The sequence below is a fragment of the Noviherbaspirillum malthae genome, from assembly GCF_015352985.1.
GTDB lineage: Bacteria > Pseudomonadota > Gammaproteobacteria > Burkholderiales > Burkholderiaceae_D > Noviherbaspirillum > Noviherbaspirillum malthae.
This window is the reverse complement of record NZ_JACYXF010000085.1, coordinates 1-21,416: the sequence shown is the minus strand read 5'-3', so window position 1 is coordinate 21,416 and position 21,416 is coordinate 1. Positions and strand designations below refer to the sequence as shown.

At 62.0% G+C, this 21,416-nt stretch carries 18 protein-coding genes; 10 read left to right on the top strand and 8 right to left on the bottom strand.

What is annotated here, in order from left to right; translation table 11 throughout:
• The first annotated feature begins 62 nt into the window (after positions 1–62).
• Positions 63–1,613, top strand: coding sequence for a hypothetical protein (locus tag IGW03_RS33810; RefSeq protein WP_194726823.1), 1,551 nt, complete (start codon positions 63–65; stop codon positions 1,611–1,613).
• 101 nt (positions 1,614–1,714) lie between these two features.
• Here IGW03_RS33810 and IGW03_RS33805 read toward each other — a convergent pair whose 3' ends face one another.
• The 4 genes from IGW03_RS33805 to IGW03_RS33790 all read right to left on the bottom strand — a co-directional run bounded on the left by IGW03_RS33805 (position 1,715) and on the right by IGW03_RS33790 (position 3,640).
• The gene (locus tag IGW03_RS33805) at positions 1,715–2,488 is read right to left on the bottom strand and encodes a PP2C family protein-serine/threonine phosphatase (protein ID WP_194726822.1); all 774 of its coding nucleotides are present in this window, start codon (positions 2,486–2,488) and stop codon (positions 1,715–1,717) included.
• An 88-nt stretch (positions 2,489–2,576) separates the two neighbouring features.
• On the bottom strand, positions 2,577–2,870 hold the full coding sequence (locus tag IGW03_RS33800; protein ID WP_194726821.1) for a hypothetical protein: 294 nt from the start codon (positions 2,868–2,870) through the stop codon (positions 2,577–2,579).
• A gap of 137 nt (positions 2,871–3,007) precedes the next feature.
• Positions 3,008–3,268: a hypothetical protein gene (locus IGW03_RS33795; protein WP_194726820.1), complete on the bottom strand. Its 261-nt coding sequence runs from the start codon at positions 3,266–3,268 to the stop codon at positions 3,008–3,010.
• 87 nt (positions 3,269–3,355) lie between these two features.
• A complete protein-coding gene (locus IGW03_RS33790) occupies positions 3,356–3,640 on the bottom strand; it encodes a hypothetical protein (RefSeq protein ID WP_194726819.1) in 285 nt (94 codons plus the stop codon).
• 261 nt (positions 3,641–3,901) lie between these two features.
• Here IGW03_RS33790 and IGW03_RS33785 point away from each other — a divergent pair, with 261 nt between their 5' ends.
• Positions 3,902–4,204, top strand: a complete 303-nt coding sequence (locus IGW03_RS33785; protein ID WP_194726818.1) for a hypothetical protein — start codon at positions 3,902–3,904, stop codon at positions 4,202–4,204.
• An 18-nt stretch (positions 4,205–4,222) separates the two neighbouring features.
• Here IGW03_RS33785 and IGW03_RS33780 read toward each other — a convergent pair whose 3' ends face one another.
• The 3 genes from IGW03_RS33780 to IGW03_RS33770 all read right to left on the bottom strand — a co-directional run bounded on the left by IGW03_RS33780 (position 4,223) and on the right by IGW03_RS33770 (position 5,232).
• A complete protein-coding gene (locus tag IGW03_RS33780; RefSeq protein WP_194726827.1) occupies positions 4,223–4,423 on the bottom strand; it encodes a hypothetical protein in 201 nt (66 codons plus the stop codon).
• Between the two features lie 176 nt (positions 4,424–4,599).
• Complete coding sequence (locus tag IGW03_RS33775; RefSeq protein WP_194726817.1) at positions 4,600–4,860, bottom strand: hypothetical protein; 261 nt, start codon at positions 4,858–4,860, stop codon at positions 4,600–4,602.
• A gap of 87 nt (positions 4,861–4,947) precedes the next feature.
• On the bottom strand, positions 4,948–5,232 hold the full coding sequence (locus IGW03_RS33770; protein ID WP_194726816.1) for a hypothetical protein: 285 nt from the start codon (positions 5,230–5,232) through the stop codon (positions 4,948–4,950).
• Positions 5,233–5,744: 512 nt separating this feature from the next.
• Between IGW03_RS33770 and IGW03_RS33765 the strand changes: the two genes are divergently transcribed.
• Positions 5,745–7,976, top strand: a complete 2,232-nt coding sequence (locus IGW03_RS33765; protein WP_194726815.1) for a serine/threonine protein kinase — start codon at positions 5,745–5,747, stop codon at positions 7,974–7,976.
• A 45-nt stretch (positions 7,977–8,021) separates the two neighbouring features.
• Here IGW03_RS33765 and IGW03_RS33760 read toward each other — a convergent pair whose 3' ends face one another.
• Positions 8,022–9,206, bottom strand: a complete 1,185-nt coding sequence (locus tag IGW03_RS33760; RefSeq protein ID WP_323745059.1) for a formylglycine-generating enzyme family protein — start codon at positions 9,204–9,206, stop codon at positions 8,022–8,024.
• 367 nt (positions 9,207–9,573) lie between these two features.
• On the opposite strand from IGW03_RS33760, the gene IGW03_RS33755 reads away from it, so the two are divergent.
• The 7 genes from IGW03_RS33755 to IGW03_RS33725 form a co-directional block, all read left to right on the top strand.
• Positions 9,574–9,999, top strand: coding sequence for a DUF4399 domain-containing protein (locus IGW03_RS33755; RefSeq protein ID WP_194726814.1), 426 nt, complete (start codon positions 9,574–9,576; stop codon positions 9,997–9,999).
• Between the two features lie 113 nt (positions 10,000–10,112).
• Positions 10,113–10,508, top strand: coding sequence for a DUF4399 domain-containing protein (locus IGW03_RS33750; RefSeq protein WP_438943691.1), 396 nt, complete (start codon positions 10,113–10,115; stop codon positions 10,506–10,508).
• Positions 10,509–10,778: 270 nt separating this feature from the next.
• Entirely contained in the window at positions 10,779–12,728 is a 1,950-nt protein-coding gene (locus IGW03_RS33745; RefSeq protein ID WP_194726812.1) for an HD domain-containing phosphohydrolase, read from the top strand.
• Between the two features lie 92 nt (positions 12,729–12,820).
• A complete protein-coding gene (locus tag IGW03_RS33740; RefSeq protein WP_228536261.1) occupies positions 12,821–14,242 on the top strand; it encodes an efflux transporter outer membrane subunit in 1,422 nt (473 codons plus the stop codon).
• Positions 14,243–16,765 carry an FHA domain-containing protein gene (locus tag IGW03_RS33735; RefSeq protein ID WP_228536260.1) on the top strand — a complete coding sequence of 841 codons (2,523 nt, stop codon included), beginning with the start codon at positions 14,243–14,245 and terminating at the stop codon, positions 16,763–16,765.
• The gene (locus IGW03_RS33730) at positions 16,762–18,132 is read left to right on the top strand and encodes a beta-barrel domain-containing protein (RefSeq protein WP_194726811.1); all 1,371 of its coding nucleotides are present in this window, start codon (positions 16,762–16,764) and stop codon (positions 18,130–18,132) included. The genes IGW03_RS33735 and IGW03_RS33730 overlap by 4 nt, the downstream gene beginning before the upstream one ends.
• A gap of 179 nt (positions 18,133–18,311) precedes the next feature.
• Positions 18,312–21,416 (top strand): DUF6861 domain-containing protein (locus IGW03_RS33725; protein WP_194726810.1); only part of this gene is annotated, 3,105 nt, incomplete at its 3' end.

Here is a 21,416-nt window from a genome sequence, read left to right as displayed (position 1 = left end):
GCGAGAGCGCCCTACATACAGCCCGTTAGGGCACTAAACGAGGCGCAATACGTCGCTGATTGTTGAATCAACCCGATCGTGTCGAAGAACATTTCAAAACCGATGGGTTGTTCATCGTAGCCTTAAATATAGAAATAGACCGTTTTGTGGAATCGGGACACTTCGTCGTTGGCGATGGTGTGGCCGACAATGTTCCGTCACTTAGCAAGAACTATCGTGCGGATATTGTTCAGACGATACAGAAAAATTTTGACGCTATCCATCAGTACACGGCAAATTTTAATCTCCGCGCATACTTGAAAGCACTGCCTGAGGAAGTAACTTCAACGTTGGCATCGGTTGACGAAATACCTCATGATTTAATTCTATTAAAAACCAAATGTTTAACTCTGCACCATGCCAAAAATACCATCCGCATGATCCGCGAGGGCTTGGCATTGTTGGATGCTTCAGTGCTTGAAAAAGCGGAAGAAATTCAACAATCGAAACTAGATGCCTTTATTAAGAAAATGCTTGAAGAAGAACGCTCTATGGACTTTGCGCCTTTCAATTTGGAACAGATGAAAATGTTCTCCACACAGCTGCAAGCTTATTACGCAAAGCCGGAGCACTGGAACGAAAGGTGCAACCTTGATCAACTCATTAGCGGACAGTTGCCAGCACAGCGCAAACATGGAACAAGGGATCTTTCTACAGTTGAACGAATTCGCTTGTTGTTTAAGAATTCTCGCGATGGACGAAACGTTATTCCAGCATGGGATGGAAAGATTCCGTCTGCACTGAAGGAACTAAGGGACAAATATTGGGCTGTGGCCCAAACCCGTCATGAATGCGAAGAGGCCAGTAAGCGCCTGAACGTCTTGCGGTCCTTGCCCGATGGCGAGAAGGGCGTGGCCCCATCAACGCCGGTATGGATGCAAAGCGCAACACGTGCTTTTTCAGGCACATCATCCGCTCGCCTTTCATTGAGGCCGACCGTTCGGCCCGATCGCAAAGCGACCTCGGCAATCCCACTTCTGGATCAATACTTCTCCTCCAATCAGTGGGAAGGCATGGAGGCTGAAGATCCAGGGATACAGAATTATTCAACATCTTATCAAAACACGCTCGCCGAAGATTTCGATCGCATTTCAGGTGCCCCGACCGAAGCTTATGTTTCGGCAATGACAAAAAATGCGCAGCTAGCCAAGCAGCAGTTGAACCCCTTTGGACTGACGACGGGAGAGGCCAGCGCTGCAGGAATGAATTGCCTGATTCATTCAATGCTGGCGGGGGTGGGAATTACAGACAACGACAATATCAGCTTGGCACAAAAGTTTAGAACCCTTCTGGTTGCACGCCTGCGTGAAAAAGATGAGCGCCTTGGCGAAACCGAATTTCTCAATTCCTTCGGTTCGCATCCTGCAAATCTCATTGATTTGATCAATGAGTACTTCCCCGATGCGGATGTCGGCGTGAGAATCTACACGCCGTTGCCGGGAGGCGGGTTGCTCTTCAATAACCCGGATTCTGTCGGGGGCACGGGTGGACAATCCAGGAAAAATACGATTGCCGTCATGTGGGTCGGCAATCATTATGAACCTATCCAGACAATCGGCTCAGACGCGATTTAGACAGGTCGGTAAGCTGCAAACAAATTGGGGGAATGCCGGCCTTTATCGTTGTCGGTACAGCCCGGGACGGCACTGAAGCGCCGACCACAGCATCATTCCCGCTACAGCGCCGGATTCAGGCTGGTCATCTCCATGGTTTCCGTATCGCCGCCGGCGCGCACCACCACCACGGTGATATTGTCCCGACCGCCGCCGTCGAGCGCGAGGGAAATCAACTTGTCGGAAGCCTGCGCGCAGTCGCCAGGCGCCATCGCGCGGCAGATGTCGGCTTCGCTCACCGCATTGCTCAGGCCGTCGCTGCACAGCAGGAACATGTCACCGTCATTGACATCGACGCTTTCCTGATCCACATCCAGTACGTCGGAAGCACCGACAGCGCGCGTGATCATGTTGCGCAGCGGATGCATGGCGGCTTCTTCATCGCTGAGCCCGCCGTGCGCCTTCAATTCTTCCAGCTGGCTGTGGTCGCGCGTCAGCTGCTGCAGCTTGCCGTCGCGATAGAGATAGATGCGGCTGTCGCCGGCCCACAGGTAGCCGCATTGGCGCTCGGATGCGATCAGTACCACCACGGTGCTGCCGATGATGTGTGTGTCGCGCGCGGCTGCCTCGTTGCGCAGGCTTCTGTTGGCAATCTGTATCTGCAGTCTGGCATCGCGCAGCGAGACGGCGAGATCATCGCCGGGCTTGACTTCAGCCAGGCTGTTGACGACCGTCTGGCTTGCGTAGTCGCCGAAGGAATGTCCGCCCATGCCGTCGGCCACCGCCCATATGCCGTGCTCGGGCAGTTCCAGGCAGGAGTCTTCATTGAGTTCGCGCACCAGGCCCACATGGGAGCGCGATGCTGACGTCCAGTGAAGTTGGCTGATGGTGTTCATCGCATCCTCCATGATCGACTGCGGATCGACTGCGAACTGCTGCCTGCTTGCCGCGCGGGGCGGCGACGGTACTGCATCTATTGCCCGGTCAAGCCTTGCCTACGGTCTTGCTGTTGTTGCTGTTGCCTGCCACGGCCACGTTGATGCTGGAATTGGCCGCCGAATTGTTGACCTCGACCATCTGGATCTGGTTGATCATCTGGTCGGCGTTGTAGTTGTTGATCTGGAAGAAGTTCACCACGCCGCCAAAGCCGGACCCGGATTTCGCGTAAGGCTGTATCCAGCCGAACACCCAGGGGGCACCGCCGCCGTGAATGGCGGACATCGCCTGGCGGTCGAGCGCGCGGTTCATCGGCAGGTCATTGATTGTCAGGGTGGCCATGTTTTTTCTCCGTTGCGTTGGTCAGGGTGTCGCGTCTTGTCGCACACATTCATGCTTCAGTCCGGTAGTTGCAAGCGGCGTGCCCGCAGCCGTGGACCGAATGGAATGCATGCAGGAGTTTTTCCACCCTGCCGGTATCACACAGTCGCATTCAGCATAGCCCATTGATTCGGGCTGACATTGATCTTCGGCACGGCGAAGCTGGGGCCGATGGAGCCGACGTTGTTGAGCGTATTGACTTCGACGTTCTGCAGCTGGGTCAGGTTCTGGCTGACGCCGACATTGATGTTGGCGATCGGGCCGAGACCGGCCAGCCTGGAATTGCCGCCGCGAACCGAGGCCATCGACGCGCGGTCGAGGTCGCTGCTCCTGGCGAGGTCGTTGATCTGAATGGACATGGGATGCTCCTTGGTGCAATGGTTGATGGAATGCTTCGCTGCCTGCGGGTAGAAAAGCGGTATCTACCCGCACTGGCTGTCATAGCATTACGACATGAAGTTGATGGTGTTCTTGCCGGTTTGGGTCGGATTGACGGTCGACTTGATGCCGGAGGCAAAGGCGACGTTGTTGCCGTTGTTGACTTCGGTGTTCTGGCTTTGTCCCAGCGACTGGGAGGCGTCAAAATTGATCTCGCTCTTTGCAAAGCTGAACAACGGGGCAGAGAAGAGGGCGGGCATGCGGTGGAAGCCGTGGCCGCCACGGACAGAGCTCATGTCCTTTGCGTCGAGTTCTTTGGAAACGGACAGGTCCTTGATGGTCAGTGCTTTCATGGTATTTCTCCTAAGGGATAACAGGTTGGTTGGGAAGTCAGCGTTGGTTGCGCTTGAAGGAGATATAGCAGGGGGTATGCCAGCGCGGCCCCGATGATGGGAGGTCGTCGCAAGTCATTGAAAACAAAGGGCTGGAAGCGTTTCGATTGCAACACTTGCATGACTGCGTCTGCAAGGGGCTTAGGGAATGACGGTTTTCCCAAGACACCATGCCAGTCCATGTCGGGTTCGATACGACATGCATATCGGCGCCTGCCGAACATGGCACTGCGAGCCGCAGAGCTAAAGCGTGTCGGCTTTCATTTGGACGGCTGCCGTTCGCGGTTCATGAAACGAGGCAGCAATGACGGTGAGAGAGCGCTGCATGAAGCGACTGCGCGTCAAGGCATGGAGGCAAGACATCGCGGCACATCAGGGCGCCGTGACAACGCCGGGAAGATTGAGGAGCCGGTGGAGGAGCGAAGCGATATGGCGGCATTTCATGGCATCCCGTATGGCTGGGATGCCATGCGTTCAACGCATGCCCTGACCGGCCTCACGCTTCACGCTTCAGGCAACAGGTAACGATACCGGTGCCGATCTTCAGCTCGTGGACTTCTGCTTGGCCGGTACGACCCTGTGCGTGAATCCGCCGGGATAGTTGATCAGTCCGCTGCCGCGCACGAGGCTGCGGTGCGGGGAAGCCTGGCGGCCTGCGCGGCGCGCACCGCCCGTGATCGTCCGCATGGCTTCGCGGTCGAGTTCGACGCTGTCGGGCAAGTCCTTGATCTTGATGCTGGACATGATGTTCTCCTTAAAAGGGAAGCGGCCCGAAGCATTGCTGCATCGGGCATAGGCTGGCTACCTGCTTGATGTGATGAAAGCGTATCAGTCTTCGCTTCGAAAATCCATGTTGCAGAAAGTCACCGAAGCTGGTGCTTCGGTGACGGTTTGAACGATGCCTGCTGTGCCGCAGGTAATCAGACGGCGACATTGAGCTTGCCGAACTGGCTGGGGCTGACATCGATCTTCGGCACGGCGAAGCTGGGGCCGATGGAGCCGACGTTGTTGAGCGTATTGACTTCGACGTTCTGCAGCTGGGTCAGGTTCTGGCTGACGCCGACATTGATGTTGGCGATCGGGCCGAGACCGGCCAGCCAGGAATTGCCGCCGCGAACCGAGGCCATCGACGCGCGGTCGAGGTCGCTGCTCCTGGCGAGGTCGTTGATCTGGATGGACATGGGATGCTCCTTGGTGCAATGGTTGATGGAATGCTTCGCTGCCTGCGGGCGGAACTGCGGTGTCCGCCCGCGCAAGCTGTCACGGCATTACGACATGAAGTTGATGGTGTTCTTGCCGGTCTGGGTCGGATTGACGGTCGACTTGATGCCGGAGGCAAAGGCGACGTTGTTGCCGTTGTTGACCAGGGTGTTCTGCTCCTGGCCCATCAGCTGTTCGGCGCCGAAGTTCAGTTCGTGCTTGGAGACGCTGACCAGCGGGCTGGCGAACAGGGCGGGCATGCGGTGGAAACCGTGGCCGCCACGGACGGAGCTCATGTCTTTTGCGCCGAGGTCTTTGGAAACGGACAGGTCCTTGATGATCAGTGCTTTCATGGTGATTCTCCTAAGGGATAACAGGTTGGTTGGGAAGTCAGCGTTGGTTGCGCTTGAAGGAGATATAGCAGGGGGTGTGCCAGGTATCCTTCTCGATGCAGAGGTCGCCGCAAGGCCTTGATAAACAAGGGGGAAATGGAAGTTCCCCCAAAACGGAGCCGGCTCGTTCAGTGCGATGCCGCCAGAGGTGAGTGGAGAAAGCCAACATTCATGAACCATCTGTTGGCTAGTGCAACTCCGCTTGTTCGTTGCAGCCGCACAGCTTGAACGCCGGCGGGATCGGAACGCGGTGCGACGTTTTCGAAAGCACTCGACAGCGCAAGGCCGTGGTATATCTTTGTAAGTGAGCCTGGTAAGCGAGCGTTCGCGGCGGCCGCGCAACGGTATCGGCATCAGGAACGTGACGCCGCGTGCCATCTCTGCTCACTATCTGTTGAAGCTCAAGAGTCGACGACATGCCGAAGGCATCATGTTTGCATAGGCGGGCCAAGGGCATTCACTCTACATAGATCATGGCTACTCTCGCGCAGGCGATCCGTTCCTTCCAAAGCGGCGGGCTTTCGAACAAGGAATTCCTTACGCAGGTCGATCACGCCCTTGCCGATGATCATGCCAATTCCGCGAGGCTGCGAGATCTCCTGAGCGACGAACATACCCGCATCGAATTGCCTCCCGAGATCTATGCCGAGCTCAAGCGTCGGGTGGAACCCTCGCCGCACGTCAATCATCCGCGCGGCAACGGTGACGATACCTTCGTCATTACGCGTTCGCCCGAGATTCCTTCTCATCCTGCGCCGTCGTATCCGTCGATGCCTTCCATTCCCTCCATGCCCTCGTTTAGGCCCGGCGATGCGCCGGCGGAACCGGAACGGATGAAGGGCGTGGGCGACACGCTCAACGGCCGCTTCGTGCTGGAAGAGTGCATCGGCTTCGGCGGCATGGGAACGGTGTACAAGGCGCTGGACCTGCGCAAGCTGGAGGCATCGGATCGCAAGCCCTATATTGCGATCAAGGTGCTCAACGTGCAGTTCAGGGGGCATCCCAAGTCGCTGATTACCCTGCAGCGCGAAGCGAAGAAGGCGCAGGCGCTGGCGCATCCCAATATCGTGACGGTGTACGACTTCGACCGCGACGGTTCCACCGTTTTCCTGACCATGGAATACCTTGCGGGCAAGCCGCTGAGCCGCATCCTGCGCGCGCCTGATTTCAAGGGCATGCCTTTCGACAAGGCCTGGCATATCGCCAACGGCATGGGCAAGGCGCTTTCCTATGCGCATGAGCGCGGCTTCGTGCATTGCGACCTGAAGCCGGCCAATGTTTACGTCACCGAACGCAACGAGGTCAAGGTGATCGATTTCGGCATCGCCCGCGTATTCCAGAAGCCGGAGGATGATGCGGATGTGACGGTGTTCGATCCGGGCAGTCTCGGCGGATTGACGCCCGCCTATGCCAGCCCGGAAATGCTGGAGCGGCTGGAGCCCGACCCGCGCGACGACATTTATGCGTTGGCCTGCATCACCTATGAAATGCTGACCGGCCGCCACCCCTTCGACAGGCTGGCGGCGACGCAGGCGCGCAGCGCCGGCATGAAGCCCGCGCGGCCGAAGAATCTCGGCTGGATGCAGTGGCAGGCCTTGCGCAAGGCGCTTGCCTTTGATCGCAAGTCGCGCACGCCGACCGTGGCGCGCTTTGTCCAGGAAATGAACGGCAGGAAGCCGACCGCTGTGTATGCGGCAATCGCCGCCTCGTCGGTCACGGCAATTGCGCTCGTGTCCGGCGGCCTTAGCTATTACCTGAAATCCAGGCCGGATACGCCGCCCATGGCGAGCAGCGGCAGCAGTGAAAGCACCGACAGCAGCGGCGGCAGCGAACAAAGCGCGAAGGCAGCCGGCGGCGAGAAGGAGAATACCCGCGTGCCTGCTGCCGGGCCGACTTTCCCTCTGTCTCCTCCGGTGCAGCCGCCGGTCGCGGCCGCGCCTTCCGCCCCGGCCGTTCCGCCCGCCTCATCCGCGCCGTCTGCACCGTCCGCATCACCCGCACCGCCGCCTGCACGCAGCGAAGCGCCGTTGTCGCTGAGTGCCGTCGCGCCCGTGCTCGCCGGCCTGGGATGTTCCGCGATGACGGCATCCGGCCGCGATCATGCACTGCAGGTGCAGGGCTACTTGTCCGGCGATGTGAGCACTGCACGCCTGAAGGACATGCTGCTGGCCGTGCCGGGCGTGAAGACGGTCGATCTGTCGGTGCAGCAGGTCAGCGACGAGAAGTGCGACGTCGTCAATCTCTTCGGTCCCTACTGGAAAGCCAACCAGGATGCCGGCGGCCAGGCGGTCATCAAGACCCAGGCGCCGAACGCGATCCTGAACGAAGGCGATTCACTGATTGTCGATGTCAGGACGCCGCCTTTCGAGACCTATGTCTACGTCGATTACTTTGCGCTCGACGGCGGCGTGGCCCATCTGCTGCCCACCCGTCGCGCCCGCGCCAACCTGGCTCCGCCCAATCATCGCGCGACGATAGGCGGCGGTACCGGCAACTGGATCATTTCCAAGCCTTTCGGCAACGAACTGATCGTGATGCTGGTGACCCCGGTGCCGCTGTTCGGCGGCGAACTGCCGGAGTTCAAGACGCGGGACGAGTATCTGAAGGCGCTCGGCAAGCAACTCGATCAGGTCGCCGCCAAGCATGGGCGGGATCGCATCCGTGCGGACTTTGTCCAGATCACCACCAGGGCAGGCAAGCGCTGACGTTTCTGCGGTGCCGTTCCCGTGTACCGCTCGATTACTTCAGATCTACTTCAGATCCCGTGCCACCCGGAAGCCGTTCTGCGAGTGACGCACGCTGGCGTCGTACTTGAAGCGGGTGGACGACGGCATGTAGCTCGCGCCTTCGCGCCAGGAACCGCCGCGTATCACGCGCACCCGGCAGTTCGCCTCGTCCCAGGAGCGCGCATCGGCGGGCGCGCCCTTGTAGGAGTTGTGCCAGCAATCGCTGACCCATTCCCAGACGCTGCCGTTCATGTCGTGCAGCCCGAAGGGGTTGGGCGCGAAGGAGCCGACGTTGACTGGTGATTCGCGCTGCCAGGGTTCGCCGCAGTCCTTGCAATTGGCTTTGCCCGACTGCATCTGTTCGCCCCACCAGTAGCGCGAGGAAGTGCCGCCGCGCATCGCATACTCCCATTCGGCCTCGGTCGGCAGGCGATAACTCTTGCCGCTGGTCTTGCTCAGCCATTGCACGAACAGCTGGGCGTCGTCCCAGCTGACGTCGCGCACCGGCGATGTGCGCGGCCGCGACGCGTCGGCGGCAATGTTGGGGCAGGCGCCGGCTTGCGTACAGGCATCCCACTGCTCCACGGTGACTTCATACTTGCCGATGGCGAAGGGCTCGTTCACTGTCACGCGATGCGGCGGGCGTTCCGACGGATCGTCGGCAGCGCTGCCCATGGTGAAGGCGCCGGCCTTGACAGGCACGAGCACCGGGCATTGCGGACAGTCCTTGATTTCACCCGAAGCGACCGGCGGCATCGGCTTTTCAGGCATGGGCTTTTCCTTCGGCGGCGCTTCGGCCGCCTTGGCCGGAGGCGGTGCGGTGTCCGGTGCAGGCTTTGCCGTCTCGGCACGCGGCCGCTCCGGCCGTTCAACCGGCGTCCTGGCTGCCGGCGGAGGTTTGGCAGCGCCGGCGGAAGCCGGCTTGTCCGCAGGCGTCTCGGCCTTGGAAGGGGCAGGAGGAGAGTTCGCAGCCGGCGCCTGTGCCTTCAGCCGCTGCACCCGCGCCTTTGCCAGCGGCGCGAACCTGCCGTTCGGATAGGCTTGAAGATAGGCTTCGTAATCGGCCGCGTGGTTGCTGTCCTTGATCGATTCCCAGAACGTGAGCTCATACTGTTCGGCGCTGTCCTTCGGCAGCACGCCGGCATGCGCCGACCCGGCAAGGATGACGAAAAGACAGGCGATGAGTGCAGTCAGAAGTTTGGGTGGCACGGCATTTCCTTCGCGTCTGATACTCGGTGCTCGCCGGTAAGGCTTGCATGCGCTTCGCCGGGTTGCAAGGCTCCTGCATCGATCGTTAAAGCTTAGGTCAAGCTGCTTTTCAATCAAGGCGGTACAGGCGCTTTCTCGTCGGACCCGTCCGCAGTGTTATCTTTCTGCCGCAGCGCACCTGCAACTCTGCTTAATATCAAATCCGCGCGCCTTTCCTTTCTATTCGGCGCAGGTTCTGTTTTACGCTGTATGAAAAACAGCGATGCGGCAGCAGCGCGTTTTCCGGAAGCGGTCATTCGTACCCATGCCGGGCCAACTGGGCGGCACTGGCGGATCATCATCTCAATAAGATAAGAAGAGGTGCAGCATGCAGAAAGCATACGTCCTCGCCGCGCTCGCGATCGTCGGCGGAGCGATCTTCCCCGTCTCGAATGCCGCGACACCCGCACCGGAAAATGCCCATGTCTATTTCATCTGGCCGCAGGACGGCACCGTCATCAACGGCGGCAAGTTCTGGGTCAGGATGGGATTGCGCAACATGGGCGTGGCCCCCAAGGGCGTGGACCTGCCGAACGTGGGGCACCACCACCTTCTGATCGATGCCGGTCCGCTGGACATGAACGAACCCATTCCTTCCGACCGCAACCACCTGCATTTCGGCGCAGGCGAAACCGAGGCGCGCGTTGAACTGCCGCCCGGCAAACATACGCTGCAGCTGATGCTGGGAGACCGCGACCACCGTCCGCACGACCCGCCGGTCCAGTCGAAAAAGATCACGGTCACTGTTCGGTAGCGGAGAACTGTATGGCCGGTACCAACATCACTGCCGGGACCATGCCAACAGATCGGAATCAACCTGAAACGATGGGAGCCTCCATGGACAAGCTCGCCGGTGCCATTGCAGTCATGATCAGCCTGTTGTCGCCGCTTGCCCTGGCCGGCGACAAGCCTGCCAATCCCGATGCCTATCTGTATATCGGCTGGCCCAACGACGGTGAAGTCATCGCCGCCGGCAAGCCCTTCCGTGTCTGGTTCGGCCTGCGCAACATGGGCGTGGCGCCCAAGGGCGTGGATATTCCCAACACCGGGCATCACCATCTGCTGATCGATACGGCGCTGCCGCCGGCCGACCAGGAAATTCCCTCCGACCGCAACCATCTGCACTTCGGAGCCGGCGAGACCGAGGGCATGGTGGAACTTCCGCCGGGGCGGCATACATTGCAATTGCTGATGGGCGACGACAAGCATGTTCCGCACAAGCCGCCGATCTACTCGAAGAAGATCACCATCACGGTGAGATAGCAGCAGAGCAGGCGAGCAGGGAAAAGCCGACGGCATGCAGTGCCGACACACGGCATGCTACTTGCAACGCCAGTCTGAGGGGCCAGTCGGGACGGATGCGCGGCACACGCGGTACCTTGCAGCAGATCGATGTGTCGGCGTTCCGGCGACTGGCAATTTGAGTGCCGTTGACGATACTGGTATAGGGCGAAGGGGGCAGGGTCGCCGAACGCTGTTCGCGCTGTTCGCGCTGTTCGTTAACCGAGGGCATCCGGCAGATTGGATTGCAAGATGGACAAGGCAGTGGCTTTTTCCCAGCCAGGCAAGGCGGTGCTGGCGTATCTCGAAGTCATCGGCGACGTTGGCTCGGGCTCGGCCATGTATCCGCTGCAGGAAGAAGCCGTGATCGGCAGGGAGCAGCAGGATTCGCTCGGCGACGACCAGTTCCTCTGCATTCCCGAACACACCATCAGCCGCCGCCATGCGCGCATCCGGCGGCGCGGGCTGACCTACTTCATCGAAGACCTGCATTCCTTCAACGGCACCTTCGTGTCCGGCACGCGCCTGACGCCGGGTGCATGGCGCGCACTGCGTGACGGCGACGAACTGTTCGTTTCGTCCGTACAGATCGTGTTCCATTCCCTGGTCGAGCCGGCGGAAGACAACCAGCCCACCATCATCACCAAGACCGTGGATGCCACGGAATACGCGAAAAACCTGGAGGAGGAGGCAGTAGAGGCCGGTTCGGCGTCGGGCGTGACCGACATGCAGCAGACGGTACGCAAGTTGCATGCGATGGCGCAGGTGGGGATCGCGCTGGGTGCGGTCACCGACGAAACGACGCTGACCGAAAAAATCATGAATTTCATTTTCGACCTGTTCCCGCTGGCGGAACGCGCCTTCATCCTGCTGCGCAAGCATCCGGAGGAAGCGCCGACTCCGGTTGCCGTGCGGCGGCGCGACGGCAAGCCGGTCGATCCCGTGTCGGTGCGCATGTCGCATACCATCATCAATGAAGTGCTCAACAAGAAACAGTCGGTGCTGTCGGTCGATACCCTGGCGGACCGGCATTTCGGTTCGCAGGAATCGATCATCAGCCAGGCCATCCGCAGCGTCATGTGCGTGCCGCTGTTGCTGGAAGGCGAGTGCCTGGGCCTGATACAGGTGGACACCTCTTCCGATCCGTATGCCTTCAAGGAACAGGACCTGGAAATGCTGACCGGGGTTTGCGCCGAAACGGCGGTGGCCTTGCGCAATTTCCAGCTGTATTCCGACATCGAACGACTGCTGGACGGCTTCGTGCGCGCATCGGTGCAGGCCATCGAGGAACGCGATCCGGCTACCGCCGGCCACTCGTTCAGGGTAGCCGACTACGCCGAGGGACTGGCCAAGGCGGTCGACCGTGCCGACATGCCGGCGCTGCGCAAGGTCGTCTTCACCCGCGACCAGGTGCGGGAGATACGTTATGCGGCGCTGCTGCACGATTTCGGCAAGGTCGGCGTGCGCGAGCATGTGCTGCGCAAGGAAAAGAAACTGCACCATACCGAGATGCGCCTGCTCGAGCAGCGCTTCAAGTATGCACAAGCCTGCCTGGAACGCGATGCCTATCGCAAGCTGGCCGAAACGCATATGGAGCATCGCCTCGGCATGACGGCGTTCTGTGAGGAAAAGCGCAGGATAGAACGCAGCCTGCGCGAAGAATCAGTGAAACTGGCGCGCTTCCTGGATGCCATCCGAGCAGCCAACGAGCCGGCCATTTCCCACGGCGAGGTGGCTGACCTGCGGGAAATCATTGAATACGCGGTGCGCGATGTCGACGGCGCGGCGATGGGCCTGATCGATGCTTCCGAAGCCGCAGCGCTGAGCATTTCGAAGGGCTGCCTCACCGAAGAGGAAAGGCGGCAGATCGAGTCGCATGTAGTCGATTCGTATTCCTTCCTGATATTGATTCCGTGGACGCGTGACCTGTCTTCCGTGCCGGGCATCGCCCACGGCCATCATGAAAAGCTCGACGGCTCGGGTTATCCGATGGGCCTGTGCGGCGACCAGATCAGCATGCAGACGCGCATCCTGACCATCTGCGATATCTACGATGCGCTGACCGCGAGCGACCGTCCCTACAAGAAGGCTTTGCCGGCGGAGCAGGCGCTCGAGCTGATCGGGCGCGAATGCCATGCAGGCAAGCTCGATGCACGGCTGTTTGATGTATTTGTTGAATCAAGAGTATGGGCACCATCATGAACACAAGGAAAGGAAGCGTGCGCGACATGCGAGCGAATGAAACGGCAACGCGAGGCCTGCAGATAGTGAAGACACAGAGGATGCCGCGCCGCATGCACGGACAACTTGTTGTGGTATTGACCACGGCCCTAGGCGCCGCGATGCTGTCCGGCTGCGCCGACGTCAAGATGACCGAATACAAGCAGCCCGAGACGCCGATGAAGACGTCCTGGTCGCAATCCGCGTCGCAATCCGCAGCGGTCGAACCGGCGGAAACCATTCGGCCCGACTGGTGGCGCGAATTCCGCGACCCGTATCTCGATGCGCTGGTGACCAAGGCGATCGCCAACAATATCGATGTGAAAATCCTGGCTGCGCGCACACGGGTTGCATCGGCGCAGATCGGCGAGGCGCGTGCCGGGGCATTGCCCGTCATCGATGCCGGCGCCGGCGCCAGCTTCGAAAAGAGCACGGGACAGAAACTGAGCAAGACCTTCAATGCCGGCACCCAGATCAACTGGGAGCTCGATATCTGGGGCAAGGTGGAGAAGGGCGTGCAGGCGCAGACGGCCGAATTCAACGCCACCGAGGCCGACTGGCGGGCTGGCTACCTGAACCTGGTGTCGGGCGTGTCGACATCGTATTTCCAGATCCTGCAGCTGGACGAGCAGATCGAACAGCAGCGGCTGGCGCTGGACAAGAACCGGCAGATTCTCGGCATCTACGACGCCATGCACAAGAACGGCTTGCTGCCCAACACGCGGGTGCTGCAGCAGCGCGCCGAGATCAACCGGCTCAACAACGACCTGCTGGAACTCAACCGCGCCCGCGACCTGACCGGCAACGCGCTGGCCACGCTCCTGGGCGTGCCGGCAGGCGACTTCAAGGTGCCCGCCGGACGCCTGCAGCAGAAGGTGCACCTGCCGGTGGTGCCGAACGGGCTGCCGTCGGAACTGCTCAAGCGCAGGCCCGACATCGTGGCCGCCGAATACCGGGTGCTGTCCTCGCACAACTTGGCCGGGCAGGCCAAACTGGCGCAGCTGCCTTCGGTCAGCCTCACCGGCCGCGGCGGCACCTCCAGCTTCGCGCTGACCGATCTGCTCAAGACCTTTACCCTGGGCTTCTTGCCGAGCATTAATTTTCCGGTGCTCGATCCCAGCGTGAAGGCGCGCGTGCGCACCAGCGAGGCTGAAACCAAGGTGGCGGAAGAGGAATACCGCAGGACCGTCATGGGAGCCTTCGAGGAAGTCGAGAATGCGCTGGTCAACCTCGATGCGCACAAGCGCCAGCGCGAGGAGCTGCAGCAGCAGGTCGAGCATCTCAATGTGGTGGCGGCGCAGATCGACGGCCAGCTCAAGGAAGGCGTGGTGTCGCAACTCGAAGTCTTCGAAACCCAGCGTTCGCTGCTGGGCGCGAAGCTTGCGCTGCTTGCCAATCACCAGCAGATCCTGTCCGATACCGTCACGCTCTACAAGGCGCTGGGTGGAGGATGGCCGACCATCGCAGTAGGCGCAGTAGGGAAGGCTGACCAGTAAATGTTGTCACCAAAGACTCTGTCCGGCGAGGCCGCCGTGCTGGCCGATCCCGCGATGTCCACCATGCTCGATGCCGGCATCGACATCGTGCTCAAGCCGCTCTCGCATACGGAGCTGGCCGAGATCCGCATTCGCGACAACCTGTTTGCGATAGGCCGCAGCGAGCCGCCCTTCGTCGACTATCCCGGCGAACTGGTCGGCGATCTGTCGCGCCGCCATGCGCGCATCTTTTGCGAATACGGCGCCGCCTATATCGCCGATCTGGGCAGCAAGAACGGCACCACCGTCAACGGCGACGATATCCGGCAGAAGACGCGCATGCTGCATGACGGCGATACCGTCTGCTTCGGCCGCGAGCTGTCCTACCGCCTGCATATCGGCGAACGCATGGATGCGCCGCGCAAGACCACGCGGCTGGCCAGCCTGACGCTGACTCCGGAATCCGGCGTGCCGGACCTGCAGCCGGTGGTGATCACCCAGTTTCCCTTCCTGATCAGCAAGAGCGATACCGTTTTCTCGCGTTACCGGGAGCAGCATCCGGAGCAGGTCAACTACCTGTCGCGCCGGCATGCGCACATCTTCCTCAAGAGCGGCGCGCCTTTCATCGAGGACCTGGGCAGCACCAACGGTACCTTCCTCAACGGCCAGCGGCTCGACGAACGGGCGATGCCGCTCAAGAGCGGAGACACGCTCGCCTTCGGCGGCCATCATTTCGTCTACAAGATCGGCATCGAGGAAGCGCAGCTGCAAAGCGACAATACCGTCACCAAGTTCGGCAAGACGATGCGCCCGCCGGAAAACGAAAGCCCGTCGGACAAGACCACCTTTGTCGCCTCCGCCGATTCCTTCCTCAACATTTTCTGCGTCGATCCGGTGCCCCCTCAGGAGGAAGCCTCCAAGGAAGAGCCGGAACAGGCCGCCCAGCCCGAGCGCCCGGCAGAGGGCCAGCGCAAGCAGGGCAGGGTTGGTGCAATGCTGTCCGAAGTGCGCAAGGCGCTCGGCGACGGCGAGCAGGATCCCGCATTGAAAGGCCGCCGCAGGCGAGGCAGGATTGCCGCAGGCGTTGTCGTCGCCGCACTGGCCGTCGGCGGCGCCTGGCTGCTGATGCCCGGTTCGGAACAGCAGGTCAGGGAACTCATGGCCGACGGCAATCACGCAAAGGCCGCATCGATCGCCGCCGCAGCGCTCTCCCGGGACCGTAGCAATGAAGACCTCAAGGCGCTGGCAACCGAGGCGCTGATCAAGGCGCATGTGCCCGGCTGGGTATCGGCCTTGCAGTCCGGACAGTACGACAGCGCCGATGCCTTGCTGGCCAAGGCCGACGCGGAGGCCGGCGATAGCAATGACGACGCGCGTTCCCTGCTGCGAGAACTCGGATGGGTCGGGCGCCTGGAGCGCTTCGTGCTGGGGCGCGGAGGACTGGAGGCGCCGATTCGCCTGTTCGCCGACGAGCAGCAGATCAAGTCGCTGCTCGGCCAATGGGATGACGACCCGGCCATGCATCAGCGTACGCTCGCGCGCGTGGCCAGCATGGCGCCGGAGTTCAAGGAACCCTACGCCGTGGCGCTCAGCCACTTGCGCAAGCTGCAGAGCGACAATGCGGTCTATGTCGCCGCCATCGACAGGCTGAAGGCAAGCATTGCCGAGGAACTGCGGCAGGACCGACCCCAGGCGCTGGAGAATGTGTTCAACGACTATGCGGAAAAATATCCGCGCCTGATCGGCGTGGACGCATTGCGCCAGGACCTGCGGCGTTATACCGCGCTGCAGGGCCATGCGCGGGCGCAGCAGCTGGGACCGCTGGTCAGCGTGCTGACGCAGGGCGGATTCGCCACACCGCCTTTCCAGGCACATGTGCGCTCACTGATCAGCAGCGGCAGCCTGCCGCCCGAAGCCCTGATCGGCCAGTACAAGCAAGTCATGCAAGCCTGGAACCAGGGCAATGCGCGCCAGGCCTTCACCTTGCTGGAGCAGGTGCCGCGCGGGCCGTGGTCCGATGTGGCGGCGCGCCAGCTTGCGCACAAGAAGGACGTTGCCGCGCAATTCGCCGAATTGCAGCGTGCACGCGGCGGCAAGGATTATGAAGACCGCCTGCTTAGCTTCTATGCGCTGCTCGACAGCGAGGAAGACACCTGGTATCTGCGCGGCATCGAGTCCGACGTGAAGACACTGACGGTGCGCGCCGGCAAGCGTGCCGAGGAAATGCTGAACCGGGCGCAGGCGCAATGGCGGCGCTATCGCGACAACGGTTCCATCGGCGGCGCGCAGCGGCTGGAATCCGGCGTGTCGGGCCAGTTCCGCGCGCAGGCGCGCCTGCTCACCGATGCCAACGAGAATGCGGTCAAGGGAACGCGGCTGTACAAGGAACTGAAGATCCAGTACCCCGTGCAGTGGGACAAATTGCAGGCCGACATCGCTGCCGAAGCGGAGCTGCAGCGGCGCTCGATGATGGAACTGCAGCGCGTGCTCGATCCGGGCGTCGTGAAGGCCAAGCTTGCGCTGCTGGGAGGTGCCGAACGATGAAGGAAGCGCAACTCAAGCCGCTGTCGGTGGCGCTCGAAGACCACAGTGCCGAAGGCATCGCCATCCTGGCCTCGGAGCCGTGGCGGCTCACGCAGGCGGTGGTCTATGCGATGCTCGCATTGATCGTGACGGGCCTGGTCTGGTCCTTCGTCGGCCATGCCGATGTGCTGGTGTCCGCGCCCGGCGCGCTGGTGCCCGATTCGGAAGTGCGGCGGCTCTATGCGCCGGTCGACGGCGAAGTCGCCAATCTCTACATCGCCGAAGGCCAGCCGGTATCCAAGGGGGACGTATTGGCGAGGCTGAACGCACGTGGCGCGATCGAAGCCGCCACCAATGCGCTGGAAGCGCAATTGAAGCTGGAAGACGCCGAGCGCGAATGGAAGCAGTTCCCCGAACGCAAGGCCTTGATGGAGCGCCGTGTCGCGACGCTCAAGCAGCAGATCGAAGTCGCGCAGCGCCAGCATGAAAAGCGCATGGCCGAAGGCACGTCCAAGCTCGCGGAAGGGCAGAAGGCCCAGCTTGAGGAAGCGCGCAGCAATCTCGACAACGCGCGCCGTGCGCGTGACGTGGCCAAGGAAGAGGCGGACAAGTATGCGCGCCTGCTCGCGCTCCCGGGCGGCGGCGGCGTGTCGGCGCTGCAGGTCGAGGGCAAGAAGAGCGCGCTGCTGGCGGCGGAAAACGCATTGCGGGTGGCGCAGTCAAAAATCGGGGAACTCAACTTCCGTCTCAGCCAGGAGTTCGGCGAAGCCAGTGCCCAGATCGAGGGCAGCGGCCAGGAGCTCGCCAAGCTGCAGCTGCAATATGACGGCGCGCTGCGCGAGATCGCCAATGCGGAGGACAAGTCCCGCCTGCAGGTACAGACTGCGCGCCTGGTCGCCGATGCCGCCGCGCGCATCCGCTTCGAAAACATCGACAAGGACAACTTCCTTCTCATCGTCGCTCCCACCGACGGCGTGATTACCGATGTCATCTCCACCCAGACCGGCGACAAGGTGCAGGCCAATACGCCGATCGGCGGCATCGCCCCCAAGAATGCGCGGCCCATCCTCAAGATCGACATCGCCGAACAGGACCGCGCCTTCCTGCGCGAGGGCTTGCCGGTCAAGCTCAAGTTCAACGCCTTTCCCTACCAGCGCTACGGCCTGATCAACGGCACGGTGGAATTCATTTCACCCGCCACCAAGCCCGCCGCGCAAGGCAAGCAGCCGGTCTACGAAGGCCGCGTAGCGCTGGAGCGCGACTACTACGAGATCGGCGAAACGCGCTTCCCGCTGCGCTACGGCATGACGGCCACTGCCGAGATCGTGGTAAGGGAAAGGCGCGTGATCGACCTTGCGCTTGATCCTTTCCGCCAGATCGGCGGGTGATATCCGCAATTTCCGTTTGCATCGTTTGCGCGTCTTCCTGGGTTGAAGCAGACGCCTGAACGTCTTGTCCCGACAGTCTCTCTCCCACTCATTGTCTTATCAAAACAACATTGTTTGTATTAAAACAATGCTAACATCGCGCGCTGGTTTTGTTTCCTTCTCAGCAACTCCCGCGCCCCATGTCCAGCTCCGCCTTCCTCCGCTCACCTTCCATTCCCCACTTCCACAAGCTCCGCCACCTGCTCGACGACTTTCAGCGCCAAGCCGCTCATCACGACGTCTCCCTGCGCCTGGCCATCGAGGAACGCCTCGCCAGCTGGTCCTTCACCTCTTCCTTTGTCAGCTTCGACTCCCTCAAGCGCGCCGCCCATGCCCAGTTTCCCGCCCTGCGCAGCTCGGAATGCGTGCTCCATGCGTTGAACGACTCCAATGCCCGCGCCCGAACGCTGCTGCGGCAAGAGCTCGACGGCATCGACCTGTCTTCCATATGGAGCAGCCTGTGGGACGTACTTGCCGAATCGGCATTGTTTTTGGGCGGCGGCATCGTCATCGGCGGGGCCGGCGGCGCGGCGCTGGGCTTCTTTGCCGGTGGGGCTGGAGCAGTACCTGGTGCCATGGCAGGCGCAGCAGTGGGTGCGCAGGTTGCCGGGCATATCATGACCCTGATGGGTTTGCCCGGTCTGGTCGAGGCCATGAGCGAGGCGGCGGTGGACGTGGCCCGGGCTTACAGCGGCGGCTTTGCTCACGGCTGGCAGGCCGGGCGCCAGCAGCCCGAGGATGCGGCGCTGTATGCCCGCCACCTGCAGCAGGCGGTGGAGCACTTTGCGCGCGGCCATGTAATGCTGGTGCGCGCGCTGCTGCGGGCGGTGGTGCAGGCGATCCTGCGCGGCGGTGCGGGCAAGGCGCACCTCCTGGGCGAACTGGGCAAGAGCCGGCTGGGGCCGGGCTTCGGCAGCTGGCTGCAAGCCAACGAAGGTCGTCTGGTCAAGCATGCGGCCCTGCAGCCGCCGATCAAGGCCGAGGCCAGGACGCCGGTTGCACCTCCGCCCGCCAAGACGCCGCCCAAGTCGGAAACCGCCAAGCCGGCCGAGACGTCGCCCAAGCCGGTCAAGGAAGGCGAAGGCCTGCCCTGCAAGAGCTGCGTCACCACCGCACACCCAGTCAACCCCATCTTCGGCTGTAAGCTGCTCGAGGGCGGCACCGAACTCGACTTCGACCTGCCTGCCCCGCTGCCGCTGCCCTGGCAGCGCGTCTACTGCTCCGACAACCCCCATGCCGGCTGGCTGGGACAGGGCTGGAGTTTGCCGATTTCACTGGCTCTGGAATTGCGCGATGACGAAGTGACCGTGCTCGACCCCCAGCACCGCCAAGTGACCTTCACGCAGCCGGCCGTCGGTGCCTCGCTGTACTCGCCTTACGAGCACGTCACCCTGCAGCGGCTGAGCGAGGCGCGCTATGCGCTGGTCGATGGCGACGGCTTGCGCCACATCTTCGAACGCCACGGCGACGGCCGCCATGCCCGGCTGGTGGAAATGCGCAATGCCAACCACCTGAGCATCCACATCCAGTACAACGGCCTGGGCCAGCCTTCCCGCATTCTCGACAGCGCCGGCCGCACGCTGGTGCTGCAGTACGAGCGCAATCGCTTGCGCAGCGTGGCCCTGCAGCGCAGCCATGTCGACGACATTACCGGCCTGCCGGTGCATGAGCAGGTGCTGCTGGTGCAGTACGACTATGATGCCGCCGGCGACCTGGCGGCGGTACATAACCGCGCCGGTGAGGTCGTGCGCGAGTATGCCTACCGCAACCACATGCTGGTGCGCCATGCGACGCCGGGCGCTCTGGTGGCCGAGTATGCCTACAGCGAAGATCATCCGGGCGGCAAGGTGGTTCGGCACTGGACCAATGCCGGCCATGAACTCACATTCAGCTATCTGCCCGGCGAAACCCGCGTCACCGACCAGCTCGGCAGGACGCAGTCTTATTGCTACGACAGCAAGCAGCGCCTGACCGGCCAGACCGATGCGGCCGGCGGCATGAGCTCCATCACGCATAACCAGCACGGCCATCCGGTGGCGGTGACCGATGCCGCAGGTCGGACCAGCCGCTACCGGCATGATGCCCGCGGCCGCCTCATTGCCATCGAGCAGCCCGACGGTACAACGACGAAGATTGCCTACGACCCGCAGCACGGCAAGCCGGCACTGATTACCGATGCCATGGGCGGCATCACCGCCCTGCGCCATGACGAGCTGGGGAACATTGCCAGCATCACCGATGCGCTGGGCCAGCGTACCGCCTACCGTTATGGTGCGCACGGCTTGCCGACCGTCATCACCGATGCAGCCGGCCGCAGCCGCCAGCTAGCCTACAACGATGCCGGCCAGGTCATCCGCCATACCGACTGTTCCGGCCAGATTACCCGCTACATCTACGATGCCTTCAGCCAGCTGACCGGCGTCACCGATGCCCTCGGCCAAACCACGTCATACCGCCATGACGCCGCAGGCCGATTGATTGCCACCGTCCATCCCGATGGCAGCGAGGAGCGGCTCGAGTACGACCGTGCCGGGCGCCTGGTGGCGCACATCGATGCCGCCGGCCGGCGCACCGCCTATGCGCTGGAAGCCGACGGCCTGCCGCAAACCCGCACCGATGCGCTGGGCCACACGCTGCAATACCGCTACGACAAGGCAAGACGGCTGGCGCGGCTGGTCAACGAGAACGGCGCGGTGTATGCGTTTGCCTACGATGCGCTCGATCGCCTGCACGAGGAAATCGGCTTCGATGGCCGGCTCACGCGTTACCGCCATGATGCCGCCGGCTTGCCGATTGCCAGGGAAGAGCACGGCAGCCCGGCCGGAGCCAGCAGGCAGCGCCATGCCGACGCCCGTATCGACACCCGCTACGAGCGCGATGCCGCCGGGCGGCTGGTGGAAAAGCTGGTCTCGCGCATCACCGGTCCGGCGATGGCCGAGCAGCTGCGCACCCGCTACCGCTACGACAAGCTGGGCCGCCTGGTGCAGGCCGGCAATGCGCAGGCCGAGGTGGAGCTGGAATACGACGCCCTCGGCCAGCTGATCGGCGAGACGGTCACCGGCCGCCATCATGCCAGCCGCATCGCGCATGCCTACGATGCGCTGGGCAACCGCATCCAGACCACATTGCCCGACGGCCGCAGGCTCAACCAATTGTTCTACGGCTCCGGCCATCTGCATCAGATCAACCTCGACGGACAGGTCATCTGCGACATCGAGCGCGATGGGCTGCACCGCGAAGTCGGA

Bases quoted from the DNA above. Each gene is read 5' to 3' on its own strand.
- IGW03_RS33785 (WP_194726818.1), top strand. From the start codon at position 3,902: ATGGCACTGCGAGCCGCAGAGCTAAAGCGTGTCGGCTTTCATTTGGAC.
- IGW03_RS33775 (WP_194726817.1), bottom strand. From the start codon at position 4,860: ATGTCCATCCAGATCAACGACCTCGCCAGGAGCAGCGACCTCGACCGC.
- IGW03_RS33790 (WP_194726819.1), bottom strand. From the start codon at position 3,640: ATGAAAGCACTGACCATCAAGGACCTGTCCGTTTCCAAAGAACTCGAC.
- IGW03_RS33765 (WP_194726815.1), top strand. From the start codon at position 5,745: ATGGCTACTCTCGCGCAGGCGATCCGTTCCTTCCAAAGCGGCGGGCTT.
- IGW03_RS33800 (WP_194726821.1), bottom strand. From the start codon at position 2,870: ATGGCCACCCTGACAATCAATGACCTGCCGATGAACCGCGCGCTCGAC.
- IGW03_RS33805 (WP_194726822.1), bottom strand. From the start codon at position 2,488: ATGAACACCATCAGCCAACTTCACTGGACGTCAGCATCGCGCTCCCAT.
- IGW03_RS33795 (WP_194726820.1), bottom strand. From the start codon at position 3,268: ATGTCCATTCAGATCAACGACCTCGCCAGGAGCAGCGACCTCGACCGC.
- IGW03_RS33750 (WP_438943691.1), top strand. From the start codon at position 10,113: ATGATCAGCCTGTTGTCGCCGCTTGCCCTGGCCGGCGACAAGCCTGCC.
- IGW03_RS33745 (WP_194726812.1), top strand. From the start codon at position 10,779: ATGGACAAGGCAGTGGCTTTTTCCCAGCCAGGCAAGGCGGTGCTGGCG.
- IGW03_RS33735 (WP_228536260.1), top strand. From the start codon at position 14,243: ATGTTGTCACCAAAGACTCTGTCCGGCGAGGCCGCCGTGCTGGCCGAT.
- IGW03_RS33730 (WP_194726811.1), top strand. From the start codon at position 16,762: ATGAAGGAAGCGCAACTCAAGCCGCTGTCGGTGGCGCTCGAAGACCAC.
- IGW03_RS33740 (WP_228536261.1), top strand. From the start codon at position 12,821: ATGCACGGACAACTTGTTGTGGTATTGACCACGGCCCTAGGCGCCGCG.
- IGW03_RS33770 (WP_194726816.1), bottom strand. From the start codon at position 5,232: ATGAAAGCACTGATCATCAAGGACCTGTCCGTTTCCAAAGACCTCGGC.
- IGW03_RS33755 (WP_194726814.1), top strand. From the start codon at position 9,574: ATGCAGAAAGCATACGTCCTCGCCGCGCTCGCGATCGTCGGCGGAGCG.
- IGW03_RS33780 (WP_194726827.1), bottom strand. From the start codon at position 4,423: ATGTCCAGCATCAAGATCAAGGACTTGCCCGACAGCGTCGAACTCGAC.